This window comes from Chitinasiproducens palmae, from assembly GCF_900095735.1.
GTDB lineage: Bacteria > Pseudomonadota > Gammaproteobacteria > Burkholderiales > Burkholderiaceae > Chitinasiproducens > Chitinasiproducens palmae.
This window is the reverse complement of record NZ_FNLO01000011.1, coordinates 116,040-128,675: the sequence shown is the minus strand read 5'-3', so window position 1 is coordinate 128,675 and position 12,636 is coordinate 116,040. Positions and strand designations below refer to the sequence as shown.

The window sequence follows — 12,636 nt, the reverse complement described above, 5'->3', positions numbered from 1 at the left end:
GGGCCGCGCCCGGCGGCCCGCCCCTTTCCCGCAACCCTCGACGACGCCCCGCTGCCGGGCGCGTCGCCGGTCGCCCTGCTTGTCCGTTCGGAGCTTTTTCATGAGTCGATTCTTTGGCGAGATCCGCCAGGCCGGTTACGTCGTGCGCGACATCGAGGCCGCAATGGATTACTGGAGCCGCGTGCTCGGCGTCGGTCCCTGGTTCTACAACGAACGTGTCCCCATCGAAAACTACGTGTATCGCGGCAAGTCGTACGAAGTGCACAACTCCGTCGCGCTCGCCAACTCCGGACCGCTGCAGGTCGAACTGATCCAGACGCGCAACGACGCGCCGTCGATGTATCGCGATTTCCTGCAGGCTGGCAACACGGGACTGCAACACAACGCCTACTGGACCACCAATTTCGACGCCGATCTGGCCCGGCTGACCGCGGCGGGTTTCAAGGTGGCGATGAGCGGCGAAGTCGGCAAGAACGGCCGCTTCGTTTATTTCGATACCGAGGACCATCCCGGCACCGTCGTCGAGCTTTCCGAGATCGCCGGCCCGAAAGGCAAGATGTTCGACATGATCCGCGACGCTTCGATCGGCTGGGACGGCAGCGATCCGGTGCGTCCGTTCCCGCAACTGAGCACGCTATGAACGTACGCGACAGACGGCTGCCCGCAGACAGCGACGTGCTGCTTGCGGATTATCTGATTGAAACGCCGCTCGACCCAGCCAAGGTGGCCGAAGTGATGGCCGGCGAACAGTCGAGCGGTACCTTCGTGCGCGTCGCCGGCGAGACCGACGCCCTGCGGGCACGCACCCGCGCGCGCGTCGAACACATCGAGGCACTGGGCGAAAGCGCCTCGCCGAGCCTGTCGAACGCATGGCTGACACGGCAGGGCATCGGCGGCCCGTACCGCCGCGCCCGCGTGACGCTGGCCTACCCGATCGCCAACGTTGGCGCGAACCTCGCGACGCTGGCTGCCACGGTGGCGGGCAATCTGTACGATCTTGGCGAGGTGACCGGCCTGCGTCTGCTGTCGCTGACCCTGCCCGCGCATTACCGTGCGTCGTTCGATTTGCCGCGGCATGGCGTCGACGGCACGCGCCGGCTCACCGGCGTGAGCGGACGCGCACTCGTCGGCACCATCATCAAGCCGAACGTCGGCCTCAGCGCGGAAGAGACCGGCGAGCTGGTCGCGCGTCTTTGCGAGGCTGGCGTCGACTTCATCAAGGACGATGAGATCTGCGCCGACCCACGACATGCGCCGCTCGCGCAGCGGGTGCCGGCGGTGATGGCACGCGTGCGCGAGTATCGCGAACGTACCGGCCGCGACGTGATGATCGCCTTCAACGTCACCGACGAAACCGATGCGATGCGCCGCCACGCCGACCTGGTGGAACGCGAAGGAGGCAGTTGCGTGATGGCGAGCGTGAACTGGTGCGGCTTTTCCGCGATCCAGTCGCTGCGGCGCTCGACGCCGCTCGTGCTGCACGCGCATCGCAACGGGTTCGGGATGATGTCGCGCGATCCGGCACTCGGCATCGGCTACCAGGCGTACCAGACGCTGTGGCGGCTGGCGGGCGTCGATCACATGCACGTGCATGGCCTGGAGGGCAAGTTCGCGCAAGCCGACGACGACGTGATCGAGGGTGCGCGCGACAGCCTCGCGTCGCTCGACGGGGTGAGCGACGACCGTGTGATGCCCGCATTCTCGTCCGGTCAATGGGCTGGTACCGTGCCGGCGACATTCGCTGCGGTGGCCTCGACCGATCTGCTGTTCATGTCGGGCGGCGGCATCCTCGCCCATCCGGACGGACCGGCAGCCGGGGTCGAGAGCGTGCGTCAGGCGTGGGATGCGGTCAGCCACGGCGAAACGCTCGACGAGCGCGCACGGCAGGCGCCCGCCCTGGCCCGTGCCCTGGCGTTCTTCGGCTCGAAACGATGAACGGCGCCCGGCCCCTGCACGCGTTCTACGGCGACGACTTCACCGGCGCCACCGATACGCTGGCCACGCTGGCCCAACACGGCTGGCGCACGGTGCTGTTCCTCGATGCGCCGAGTGCCGAACATCTCGCCCGGGCCGGCGAACTCGACGCGATCGGGGTCGCCGGCACGGCCAGGGCCTTGCCGCCCGACGCGATCACCCGTGAAGTCGACCGCGTCGGCCAGCGCCTGGCGGAAATCGGTGCCCGCACCTTGCACTACAAGGTCTGCTCCACCTTCGACAGTGCGCCGGCGACCGGCAGCATCGGCGCGGCAGTGGCGGCCCTGCGCCGGCATTTTCCGAATCCGGTCGTGCCGATCGTCGGCGGGCAGCCGAATCTGCGCCGGTTCTGCGTATTCGGCAACCTGTTCGCGGCGGCCGGCACGCCGCCCGGCATCCATCGGATCGATCGCCACCCGACGATGTCGCGCCACCCGGTCACGCCGATGCACGAAGCCGATCTGCGACGCCACCTGGCAGCGCAGGGTCTGGCACCGATCGCGTTGATCGACTGGCTCGCCCAGCAACAGGGCAAGCTGCAGGCGCAAGTCGAGGCGGCGCTGGCCGACGGTGCCCAGGCGGTGCTGTTCGACGTACTGGACGATACCGTGTTGCCGCACATCGGCACGCTGATCGACACATTGGCGGAACGCACGCCACTGCTGGCCGTGGGCGCGAGCAGCGTCGCGCAGGCGCTCGTCCAGGCGCGGGGCGCGCTGCCGGCAACGGCCCAGCCCGACGCACCGCCGCCCGGCGCAATCCGGCCGCGAAGCACGCTGCCCGTGTTCGCACTGGCCGGCAGCCTGTCGCCGCTCACCGAGCAGCAGATCGCTGCGGCCCGGCATTACGAGAAGATCGAATTGTCGCCAGCCGCGATGACCCGCGATCGCGCCTATCTCGAAACGAGCGCGGCGCATATCGGACGCGCACTCGACGCGGGCCGTTCCGTGCTGGCCTACACGGAACGGCCAGGCAGCGGCGGCGCGACAGTCTCCGAAAGCCTCGCACCGGCATGTGCCGACCTGCTCGCGCAGGTGCTGGAGCTGGCGCCGGTCCGGCGGGTGGTGGTGGCCGGCGGCGACACGTCGAGCTATGCGGTGAAGCGCCTGGACGTGTGGGGCTTGTCCTACGTCGCACGCGTCGGCGCAGGCGTCGCGATGTGCCGGCTGCACGCCGATCGGCCGCATCTGGACGGTCTCGAAATCGTTCTGAAAGGTGGGCAGATGGGCGAACCCGGCTTCTTCGACCAGGCCGCGGCAGCGTCTTGAGGCGGCGCGACAGCCGTCTGCCGTCGCCGGTCGCGGACCGGCACGACGTTTGCAGGGGTAGACCACATCGCCGTGCGCGCGATGCCGTCGCATGGCCCTGCGTCAAGTTCACCGGCGTCGCGACGGCTTCCGGAGGAACCATATGAGCAGGCGGAAACGCACCATTCTCTTGAGCCATGACGAGCTCGACGGCGTTCCCGATACGTCGAGCCCCTCGTTCGCCGCCGAGCATCCTTTGATGCGGGCGTTCGATGATTTCGCCAGCGCCGTCACCCGTTTTGCCGGCTCCCCGATCGCGTTCTGCGTCGCGGTCGTAGCCATCGTCGTGTGGATCGCCACCGGACCGATCTTCCATTACTCGGACGCCTGGCAGTTGGTGGTCAACACCGGCACCACAATCATCACCTTCCTGATGGTTTTCCTGATCCAGCAAAGTCAGAACAAGGACAGCGTGGCACTGCATCTGAAGCTGAATGAATTGCTGGCTTCGCACCGCAGTGCCGATAATGAGATGATCGGCATCGAAGAGTCGACTGAGGAAGAGTTGCGCCAGCTCGCCGAACGCTACCTGCGTCTGGCCGACCAGGCACGGCAACGCCGGCACGGTGCGCCGCGCGGCAGCGGCAGTGCGATCGTCCTCCCTGACGAGGTCCGTTAGCCGAGCGCACGCGCGTCCCGTCTCTCCCGTTGGATAGTGGTATGCCGGTCGCCGCTGCGCTCGGCCTTTCCGGACCCTTCGTCGCATGGCTGCCACTTCGACCGCTCAGACGACCGCGCATCTGCCCCGCACGCCTGACGGTCTGTCGGCTTTCGAACGCGGCATCGTGTTCGCGGCCGGTGCCTTCATCGTGGCGGTGCTGACCAGTTCGGTGCTCCTGAGCATGGATCTGCGCGATCGGGCGGTAGTCAGCGCGACCCAGCAATTGCGCAATCTCTCGCTGGTCCTGTCGCAGGAGACGGATCGCGCGCTCCAAGCGGTCGAGACGGTCCAGCAAGGCGTGATCGACAAGATGCGGGACAGCGGCATCACCACTGTCGAGGCCTTTCGCAAACAGATGAGCGACCGGGATGCGCACGAGTTGCTGCGCGACCGCGTCACCGGCCTGTCGTACGCCGACGCCATCATGCTCGTCACCCACGACGGCCGCGTGGTGAATTCGTCGCGAGCCTGGCCCGCCGACGATGCCGCGAGCATCGCCGAAACCAGTTACTACACCGCGCTCGCGGCCGATCCGCGGCTCGATCATTTTCTCACCGCGCCGATCGCGGACCGACGCGCCAACAGTGCGATGGTATTTCTCGCGCGCCGGTTCACCGCGCCCGACGGCAAGCTCATCGGCTTCGTGCTGGGCGCCGTGCGTCTGCAGAGCATCGAGGATTTCCTCGCGCGAGTCGATATCGGCGCCGGCGGCAGCATCGCATTGCTGTGCGACGACGGCACACTGCTCGCGCGATCCCCGCGTGCCGGCGCGCGGGTCGGCACCAAGTTCGCGTGGGCCAAAAGCGCCGCGATCCATTTCCGTCGTGAGGGACAGCCGCCAGTCGAGAAGCGCAGTGTCATCGACGGACAGGAGCGCTTGTTCTGGGGCGCCCCGCTGCCGCATTTTCCAGCGTTCATCGCAGTCAGCTATCGCATCGAGCGTGTCGACGCGGCATGGTGGCCCGAAGTCGCCGTCATCTGCGGCGGCGGGCTGCTGATGTCGATGGCGGCCGCGGTGTGCGCGTGGCTCAGTCTGCGGCAACTGCGCACCCAGCATCGTTTCGCGCGTCAGGCGAGTCACGCGGCGCGTCACGACATCCTGACCGGCTTGCCCAACCGCCTGATGTTCCACGAGGAGGCCGCCCAGGCATTGAACGCCAGTGCGGCCCAGCCCGTCGCCGTCATCCTTTTCGATCTCGATGCATTCAAGCTGATCAACGACGTCTACGGCCACTCTGCCGGTGACAGTCTGCTGCGCATCGTCGCCGAACGGTTGCAGTACGTGCTGCCCGACAAACGACTGGCGAGCCGGCTGGGTGGCGACGAATTCGCGATTCTCCATCCGGTGAGCGCCTGGCCGTCGCAAGCCGAAGCGCTGGCCGAAACCTTGCAGGCCGCAATGCAGCGCCCGATCGAACTGGGCAACGTGCCGATCTCCGTCAGCGCGAGTATCGGCATCGCCTGCGCGCCGTACGACGGCAAGGACATCGACACCGTTCTGCGCGGTGCGGACCTCGCGCTGTATGCGGCCAAGGATCAAGGCGCCGGCAATTTCCGCATCTTCGACAGGATGATGGCCGACCACGTCGCAGCGCGCCGTCAGTTGGACCTCGGCCTGCGCGCGGCGTTGCGCGAGCGACGCTTCGTGCTGTATTTCCAGCCGGTCATCAGTGGACTGGACGGCTCGACGATCGGGTTCGAAGCGCTGTTGCGCTGGTTCGATCCGGAACGCGGCATGATCTCGCCGGCCGATTTCATCCCGGTGGCCGAGGAAACGGGGCTGATCGTCGAGCTGGGCGGCTGGGTGCTCGAGCAGGCGTGTCGCGAAGCAATGGGCTGGCCGCTACCGCTGCGCGTGTCGGTCAACGTGTCGGCCCGTCAGTTCCATGCCGGCGACCTGTACGCACGCGTCGAGGACGCGTTGCGACAGTCCGGCCTGCCGCCGCAGCGCCTGGAACTCGAAATCACCGAAAGCGTGCTGCTGCAGGAAACGCCAGCACTGCGGCAGACTTTTGAAGCGTTGCAGGCGCTGGGTGTCGCCGTGGCGCTCGACGATTTCGGCATCGGCTACTCGTCGCTGGCCTACCTGAGGCGTTTCCCGGTCGACCGCGTGAAGATCGACCGCTCGTTCGTCAAGGACATGCACGCGGACAACGATGACGCGCGCATCGTCAGTTCTCTGATCGTGCTGAGCCACATTCTCGGCATGGAAGTCACTGCGGAAGGTGTCGAGACCGAGGAACAGCAACAGTTGCTGCAACGCGCCGGCTGCGATGCGCTGCAGGGCTATCTGATCAGCCGGCCGCTGGCGGCCGCGGTCGTGCCGATCTGGCTGCGCCGCCAGCCGCGCGGCGCACCGCACGCGTGACGCGTGGGCGGCGCTCAGCAGGTCGTCGGCGCGGCAATCCACAGCACCGTCAGCGATCGCACGCCCTGCGCGCCGTGGATCATCACCCCCTCGATGTCGGCCGTGGCCGAGGGACCGGTGACCAATGCCGCGTAACGCGCGGTGTGGAACTCGGCACGTTGATACACCTGTTGCAGGCCATCGAGCAACGCGGCAGGATCGAGCAGCACCACCAGATGCTGCGCGAGATAACCCAGGGCATTCACGACATACTCGGCCTCGCTGAACCATACCGAGCCGGTCTCGGCGACACCGAAGCGCGCGCGCACCACACCGATGTCGACATCGTGCAGCGAAGCCGGCGCCGTCTGCGGCGCGAGTGCGCGCGTCCCCGGCACGCCCGGTACGGCCGAGCAGACGACCCGCGCCGCGCCGAATCGTTCTTCAAGCCATCCCTGTACCGCCGCTTCGTTCGCGAGCGTCACGCACTGCCCGCCCATCGGGGCCAGCGCCGCTTCGAAGCGCTCGACCAACGGGCGGTCGGACAGCGGCTCGAACATCGGCAACCTTGGCCGCGGACGGGCCGGCGGCTGCGCGGCGCGGACCCGTGCGAGAAACGCGGCGCGCCCCGCCCTGGCTTCTTTCATTGCTTGCTCCCCCGGTTGCGCTTGTACCATTCGTGAAAAGTCTCTTCAGCGGCAGGCGGCAGCGTGCGCTGACGTCCCCAGATGTTCAGCGGGTTGTAGAGCACGAAGTTCGGCAGGCCGCGCAAGGCGCCCCGCATCGACGCCACGCTCGCGCGGTAGAGCGTCGGACTCGCGAGCAACCGCCCGGCCATCTTCACCACTTCGCGCTTCACGAACGGCACCTCGTGGCGCGCGGTAATCACCTGGCGCCACTTGTAGATCTGCTCGTGGATGTTGATGCGGACCGGACACACGTTGGTGCAGCTGCCGTTGAGCGTGGACGCGAAAGGCAGCGCGCTGTAACGCTTCAGGTCGTAGGTCGGATTGATGATGGCGCCGATCGGCCCGGAATAGGTGCCTCCATAGGACAGACCGCCGCTGCGTCGGTACACCGGGCAGGTGTTCATGCACGCACCACAACGGATGCATTTCAGCGAATACCAGAAGTCCTGCATCGCGAGCCGCTCCGCGCGCCCGTTGTCGACCAGGATGTAGTGCATTTCGGTGCCGGGCCGGGGCGCGCGAAAGTGGGACGTGTACTGGGTAATCGGCGAACCCAGTGCGCTGCGCGACAGCATGCGGACAAATACGCCAAGATCGGCAACCGACGGGATCAGCTTTTCGATGCCGATCGAAGCGATGTGCAGCGGCGGCACGTTCGCCGAAAGGTCCGCATTGCCCTCGTTCGTGCAGACCACCACACTGCCCGTCTCGGCTATCGCGAAATTACAGCCGGTCATCCCGGCGGTCTTCTCCCGTACGAAATAGGGCCGCGTATCCATGCGCTGGCTCTCGGCCAGGTAATGGATATCGTTGTTGGTCGGGTCGGTCCCGATCGTGCGCCCGAAGAGTGTGGCCACGTCGTCGCGCAGCTTGTGCACCGCCGGCACCACCATATGGCTTGGATCCTGGTTGTCGAGCTGCTGGATCCGCTCGCCCAGATCCGTCTCCATGACCGTGATGCCGCGTGGTTCGAGATAGGCGCGCATCGCGCACTCGTCGGTGAGCATCGACTTGCTCTTGACCAACGTCGTCATGCCTCGCTCGCTCAGCAGCCGATGCACGATCGCGTTGTGCTCCTCGGCATCGGCGGCCCAATGCACGACGATGCCGTTGGCCTCCGCGCGCTCGGCGAACTGTTCGAGATAATCGGCCAGATGCGACAGCGTATGTTCCTTGATCTCCGAAGCCAGCGTACGCAGCGTCTCCCATTCCGGCACCGCAGCGGTCTGCCGGTCGCGCTTGCTGCGCAGGTCCCAAAGCCGCTTGTCGTGAAACGTCAGATGATCCGTCTTGGCGATGAAGGCGCGCGCCGCCTTCGCATGATCGACCCGTGTGCTCATGCGCGGACTCCATTGAGGACCTGCGCGATATGAAGGAAGCGGGTATCGAGCTTCATGCGCTGCGCGCAACCCTGCTGGTGCATCAGGCACGACATGTCGCCCGAAACGATGTATTCCGCCCCCGCGGCCGCATGACGCGCGACCTTGTCCTGCCCCATCCGCACGGACACCGCCTCCTCGCTGACCGAGAAGGTGCCGCCGAAGCCGCAGCATTCGTCGACGCGCTCGGTCTGGGCAAAACTGATGCCTTTCACCCCTTCCAGCAGCGTCCTGGGTTTCGAGAACGACGGCCCCGCGATCTCCGAAGCCGACGCCATTTTCAGATGCCGCAGCGCGCTGCAACTGACGTGCAGACCGACCGTATGCGGAAATTCCGCCCACGGGAATGAGCGTGCGCCCAGCACATCGTGGAGGAATTCGGTCAGCTCCCATGCACGTTCGCGGATGTGCTGGACTTCCGCCGTCTGCTCGACCGCGGTGAGATGACTGCGGATGTGATGGATGCAGCTCGCCGAGGGTCCGACGATGTAGTCGTAGCCGGCAAAGTTCCGCACGAAGACCTGCTCGGCGCCGGCCGCTTCCTGCTCCGCGCCGCTGTTGGCCATCGGCTGGCCGCAACAGGTCTGCTGCATCGGGTAGTCGACATCGAGACCGAAGCGCTCGAGCAATTCGAGCGTCGCGACCGCGACCTCGGGATAGAACGCGTCGATGAAACAGGGGACGAACAAGGCGACTTTCATCTGATTATCCCGTTGGCGGGGCCGTCCAATACGCACTTGGCGTCCGAGCAAAACGCTTTACCGGCGTGGCGACGTGGGTTATTTTGGCACACTTGGTCAGCTTGGTCTGACCAGACTGACCGCAAGACTAGCCATTTCTGGACAGGGCTGTCAATCGAGACGACTCCGTCAGGCCTGCGCCGACGTGCGATCATCGAGCGCCGCGACGGTGATGCATCGTGCGATGCCGCCCCACTCGTTTCCCGACCCATGACGTTTGAACCCATTGCCGCCTTTTCACGTGTCCGACTCTCCGACGTCGTCGCCGACCAGTTGAAGACGATGATCTGCGATGGCCGCCTGCTACCGGGCGCGCGTCTGCCGGCGGAACGGGAGCTCGCCGCGCAGTTGCAGGTGTCTCGGCCGTCGTTGCGTGAAGCGCTGATTCGCCTGCAGGCCGATGGTTACGTCGCATCGACCGGTCGCGGCGGACTGCGCGTCGCGGACGTTACTGCGTCGCTGGTCTCGTCGCCACTCGCGGAATTGATCGCGACACAGCCGCGGGCAAGCGCGGACATCCTTGAACTGCGCCACGGCCTGGAGACGACGGTGACCGGCTATGCGGCGGCACGCGCCGACGCCGGCGATCTCGCACGCATCGACACTGCGTTCGCGACGCTGCAAGACTGTTTCGAACGGCGGGACAAGGTGCAGCTCGCGGCCGCCGACGCAGCCTTCCATCTGACCATCGCGGATGCGACCCACAATGTCGCACTGATACACGTGATGCACGGCCTGCATGGCTTGATCCGGGAGACCACGCTGAACTCGCACCGCATGGTCGGCTACGACGACGGCATCGAGACCGCACTCTTCACGCAGCACGGCGAAATCCACGCCGCGATCCTGTCGCGCAACGTGGACCGCGCACGCTCCGCCTCGGAAGCGCATCTGGATTATGTGAGGGAGCTGCACCGGCAACGCGGTGCGCTGACACGCAACTGAGACCAAACCGCGTTAGATTCGACCGGGTCTCTCCTGTCCAACGCCGCACCATTGCCCGGAACCGCCGATGAACACGCCATATCGTCCAGCAGGGAAGCCCTGGCCGGAACAATCGGGGCAAGCGGCCGCAGCGTCCGACAAGACGCGCGCACCAGCGAGCGAGGAAACGGAAAACGTCGACCACGACGGTCACGCCCACCGGCACGACGGCGACAGCCGCCTCGATCAAGGCCATAGTCACGGCAAAGGCGGCGGACACGGTCCCGGCGGACACGGTCCCGGCGAACACGGTCACGGCGGGCACAGCCATGCCATGCACGCGCACGGCGGATCCGACTCGCGCCGCATCGGCTGGGCCTTCCTGATCATCGCGGTGTTCATGGCGGTGGAAATCGCCGGCGGCGTCATCTCGGGCTCGCTCGCCCTGCTCGCCGATGCTGGGCACATGGTCAGCGACAGCGTCGCGCTGGGCCTCAGCTGGCTGGCGATTCGGCTCGGTCGCCGGCCAGCCAGCGCAACGCTGTCCTTCGGCTACCAGCGATTCGAGATACTGGCCGCGTTCGTCAACGGCTGCGCTCTGTTCGTGATCGCGGCGTGGATCGTCTTTGAAGCGGTGCGACGCTTCTTCGAGCCGGTAGCCGTCGTCGGCACTGCGATGCTGGCGGTAGCCGCCGTCGGCCTGCTGGCGAATATCGTCGCGTTCCTGGTGCTGAACGGCGGCAACCGGGCCAATCTCAATATGCGCAGCGCCTGGCTGCATGTGCTGGGCGACCTGCTCGGTTCGGCAGTCGCCATCGTCGCCGCGGTGATCATCCTGCTCACCGGCTGGACCGCTGCGGACCCGATTCTGTCGATCGTGGTCGCGGTGATCGTCCTGAAAAGCGCCTGGGGCATCGTGCGGGAATCGGCGCACATTCTGCTCGAAGGAACACCTACCGGCTTCGATGCAGTCGCGCTGAAGGACGATCTCGAGCGAGCGCTGCCGGAGGTGGCGGACGTGCATCACGTCCATGCATGGTCGATCAGCGGCGAACGCCGGATGGTGACGCTGCACGTGCGGCCTCGTCCCGGGCATACCGGCAGCGCCGTCCTCGCCTCGGTCCGGCACCGGCTGACCGAACGGCATGGCTTCGATCACGTCACGATCCAGGTCGAAGACGAAGCATGCGAGTCACCGACCACCGCGGCCTGCGCCGGTCCTGCAACGGCGCGTCCGGCCGACGAAGGCTAATAACGGTAGCGGGCGATAGCAGGTGACGGCGCGTGACAAGCGCTCAGGCGTCAACCCAGACCGGCTCGCAACGTACCTCGCTCTTGACGGAATTCGCGATGAAACAGGCGTGGTGCGCAGCGTCGTGCATCGCATTGTTTTCGGCCACGTCTGGCAAGCGCGCGCCCGAGAAACGCACCTCGGGATGCAACACCACCGACGCCATCCAGACGCGGCCGTCGGTGTCGCGCGACATCGTGCCTACCGCGTTGTCGACGTAGCGTTCGACGCACCAGCCGCGCTGCGCCGCGATCGACAGATACCACAGCATGTGGCAGCTCGACAGGGAAGCGACAAAAGCCTCTTCCGGATCGACAGCGGCCGCATCCGAATAAGGCAACGGCACGACGTGAGGCGAAGACGAGGCGACGATCTCGGTGCCACCATCGAAGCGCCACAGATGCCGGCGGCTATAGCGATTGCTCAGAAAATCCTGGTCGCCGCGTAGCCAGCTGACTTCCGCGCAGTGCCGGTCGGATTGCGAGTGGTGTGCCATATGATCCGTTGTGCCGTTGCATCGTTGGAGGATGGAATGGTGCGCTGCGTGCGATCGGAGCAGTCAACCGCGCGTCAACTTGGCGAAGCGGGCCAGCACACGCTCACGCTTCAGACGCGACAGCCGCTCGATCCAGAAAATGCCGTCGAGCTGGTCGATCTCGTGCTGATGACAGACGGAACGAAAGCCTTCCGCTTCTTCGGTGCGTTCCTGTCCATCGAGATCCCGATAGCGCACGCGCACCGCGGCCGCACGCGTGATGCGTTCGGCGACGCCCGGCATCGAGACACTACCTTCGTCATGCACGATGGACTGCGGCGCACGCCACACGATTTCGGGATTTACATAGACAGCTGGCCCTGCATCGTCTTGCAGATGCAGGACGACGATGCGGCTGGCAACGCCGATATGCGGGCCAGTGATGCCGACCGCGGGTGCGTCCCGCATCGTGTCGACCAGATCATCGGCCAACGCGCGCAATGCGGCGTCGAACCCGGTCACAGGCGCCGCCGGCGCCGCGAGACGCGGATCGGGATAGCGTACGATCGAACGAATCGGCATGGCTGGCAACAGATGGTGGGACGTTTATCGGCACACGGTAGCACTGTCACGGCCTACCGCGTCGGTGATTCCTGCCGCGGCGTGGTCGGACCGTCTCCGCCAACCCTACCCTGCATTTTCGTGACGTTCTCGCCCGCTGCGCCACGCCGGCGGCAGGAATCCGTGCGTCGGGAATGAAACGGATGCCGCATTACCGCGCGCAAACCGGCATCGGTGATACCGCCGCCGCGAATGACGCGTCTGCCGTGCCGCTTCACGGCCGACAGC

At 66.1% G+C, this 12,636-nt stretch carries 12 protein-coding genes; 7 read left to right on the top strand and 5 right to left on the bottom strand.

Annotated elements, in window-relative coordinates:
- Nucleotides 1–100 precede the first annotated feature (100 nt).
- The 5 genes from BLU54_RS17455 (at nt 101) to BLU54_RS17435 (ending at nt 6,310) form a co-directional block, all read left to right on the top strand.
- Entirely contained in the window at nt 101–640 is a 540-nt protein-coding gene (locus tag BLU54_RS17455) for a VOC family protein (RefSeq protein ID WP_091911240.1), read from the top strand.
- Nucleotides 637–1,935: a ribulose-bisphosphate carboxylase large subunit family protein gene (locus BLU54_RS17450; protein ID WP_091911238.1), complete on the top strand. Its 1,299-nt coding sequence runs from the start codon at nt 637–639 to the stop codon at nt 1,933–1,935. The genes BLU54_RS17455 and BLU54_RS17450 overlap by 4 nt, the downstream gene beginning before the upstream one ends.
- Nucleotides 1,932–3,242 (top strand): four-carbon acid sugar kinase family protein, encoded by a 1,311-nt coding sequence (locus tag BLU54_RS17445; protein WP_091911236.1) that lies wholly within the window; start codon nt 1,932–1,934, stop codon nt 3,240–3,242. The genes BLU54_RS17450 and BLU54_RS17445 overlap by 4 nt, the downstream gene beginning before the upstream one ends.
- 142 nt (nt 3,243–3,384) lie before the next feature.
- Entirely contained in the window at nt 3,385–3,900 is a 516-nt protein-coding gene (locus BLU54_RS17440; RefSeq protein ID WP_091911233.1) for a low affinity iron permease family protein, read from the top strand.
- Between the two features lie 85 nt (nt 3,901–3,985).
- Nucleotides 3,986–6,310, top strand: coding sequence for a putative bifunctional diguanylate cyclase/phosphodiesterase (locus BLU54_RS17435; RefSeq protein WP_091911231.1), 2,325 nt, complete (start codon nt 3,986–3,988; stop codon nt 6,308–6,310).
- Between the two features lie 14 nt (nt 6,311–6,324).
- On the opposite strand, the gene BLU54_RS17430 is transcribed toward BLU54_RS17435, so the two are convergent.
- The 3 genes from BLU54_RS17430 to BLU54_RS17420 are packed head-to-tail and all read right to left on the bottom strand — an operon-like array spanning nt 6,325 to nt 9,058.
- Nucleotides 6,325–6,936 (bottom strand): LutC/YkgG family protein, encoded by a 612-nt coding sequence (locus tag BLU54_RS17430; RefSeq protein ID WP_091911229.1) that lies wholly within the window; start codon nt 6,934–6,936, stop codon nt 6,325–6,327.
- Nucleotides 6,933–8,318 (bottom strand): lactate utilization protein B, encoded by a 1,386-nt coding sequence (locus BLU54_RS17425; protein ID WP_091911227.1) that lies wholly within the window; start codon nt 8,316–8,318, stop codon nt 6,933–6,935. Before BLU54_RS17425 ends, BLU54_RS17430 begins: the two co-directional genes overlap by 4 nt.
- Nucleotides 8,315–9,058, bottom strand: coding sequence for a (Fe-S)-binding protein (locus BLU54_RS17420; protein ID WP_091911225.1), 744 nt, complete (start codon nt 9,056–9,058; stop codon nt 8,315–8,317). Before BLU54_RS17420 ends, BLU54_RS17425 begins: the two co-directional genes overlap by 4 nt.
- A gap of 249 nt (nt 9,059–9,307) precedes the next feature.
- Between BLU54_RS17420 and BLU54_RS17415 the strand changes: the two genes are divergently transcribed.
- Both BLU54_RS17415 and BLU54_RS17410 read left to right on the top strand, forming a co-directional pair.
- A complete protein-coding gene (locus BLU54_RS17415) occupies nt 9,308–10,042 on the top strand; it encodes a FadR/GntR family transcriptional regulator (RefSeq protein ID WP_091911223.1) in 735 nt (244 codons plus the stop codon).
- Between the two features lie 67 nt (nt 10,043–10,109).
- Nucleotides 10,110–11,273 (top strand): cation diffusion facilitator family transporter, encoded by a 1,164-nt coding sequence (locus BLU54_RS17410; protein ID WP_235838003.1) that lies wholly within the window; start codon nt 10,110–10,112, stop codon nt 11,271–11,273.
- 43 nt (nt 11,274–11,316) lie between these two features.
- Here BLU54_RS17410 and BLU54_RS17405 read toward each other — a convergent pair whose 3' ends face one another.
- Nucleotides 11,317–11,808, bottom strand: a complete 492-nt coding sequence (locus BLU54_RS17405) for an OsmC family protein (RefSeq protein WP_091911221.1) — start codon at nt 11,806–11,808, stop codon at nt 11,317–11,319.
- Nucleotides 11,809–11,871: 63 nt separating this feature from the next.
- The gene (locus tag BLU54_RS17400) at nt 11,872–12,369 is read right to left on the bottom strand and encodes a peptide deformylase (RefSeq protein ID WP_091911219.1); all 498 of its coding nucleotides are present in this window, start codon (nt 12,367–12,369) and stop codon (nt 11,872–11,874) included.
- Nucleotides 12,370–12,636: the final 267 nt, after the last annotated feature.

Excerpts from the sequence above, each read along its gene's own strand:
- BLU54_RS17405 (WP_091911221.1), bottom strand. The coding sequence starts at position 11,808 with ATGGCACACCACTCGCAATCCGACCGGCACTGCGCGGAAGTCAGCTGG.
- BLU54_RS17440 (WP_091911233.1), top strand. The coding sequence starts at position 3,385 with ATGAGCAGGCGGAAACGCACCATTCTCTTGAGCCATGACGAGCTCGAC.
- BLU54_RS17420 (WP_091911225.1), bottom strand. The coding sequence starts at position 9,058 with ATGAAAGTCGCCTTGTTCGTCCCCTGTTTCATCGACGCGTTCTATCCC.
- BLU54_RS17445 (WP_091911236.1), top strand. The coding sequence starts at position 1,932 with ATGAACGGCGCCCGGCCCCTGCACGCGTTCTACGGCGACGACTTCACC.
- BLU54_RS17410 (WP_235838003.1), top strand. The coding sequence starts at position 10,110 with ATGAACACGCCATATCGTCCAGCAGGGAAGCCCTGGCCGGAACAATCG.
- BLU54_RS17450 (WP_091911238.1), top strand. The coding sequence starts at position 637 with ATGAACGTACGCGACAGACGGCTGCCCGCAGACAGCGACGTGCTGCTT.
- BLU54_RS17430 (WP_091911229.1), bottom strand. The coding sequence starts at position 6,936 with ATGAAAGAAGCCAGGGCGGGGCGCGCCGCGTTTCTCGCACGGGTCCGC.
- BLU54_RS17425 (WP_091911227.1), bottom strand. The coding sequence starts at position 8,318 with ATGAGCACACGGGTCGATCATGCGAAGGCGGCGCGCGCCTTCATCGCC.
- BLU54_RS17400 (WP_091911219.1), bottom strand. The coding sequence starts at position 12,369 with ATGCCGATTCGTTCGATCGTACGCTATCCCGATCCGCGTCTCGCGGCG.
- BLU54_RS17455 (WP_091911240.1), top strand. The coding sequence starts at position 101 with ATGAGTCGATTCTTTGGCGAGATCCGCCAGGCCGGTTACGTCGTGCGC.
- BLU54_RS17415 (WP_091911223.1), top strand. The coding sequence starts at position 9,308 with ATGACGTTTGAACCCATTGCCGCCTTTTCACGTGTCCGACTCTCCGAC.
- BLU54_RS17435 (WP_091911231.1), top strand. The coding sequence starts at position 3,986 with ATGGCTGCCACTTCGACCGCTCAGACGACCGCGCATCTGCCCCGCACG.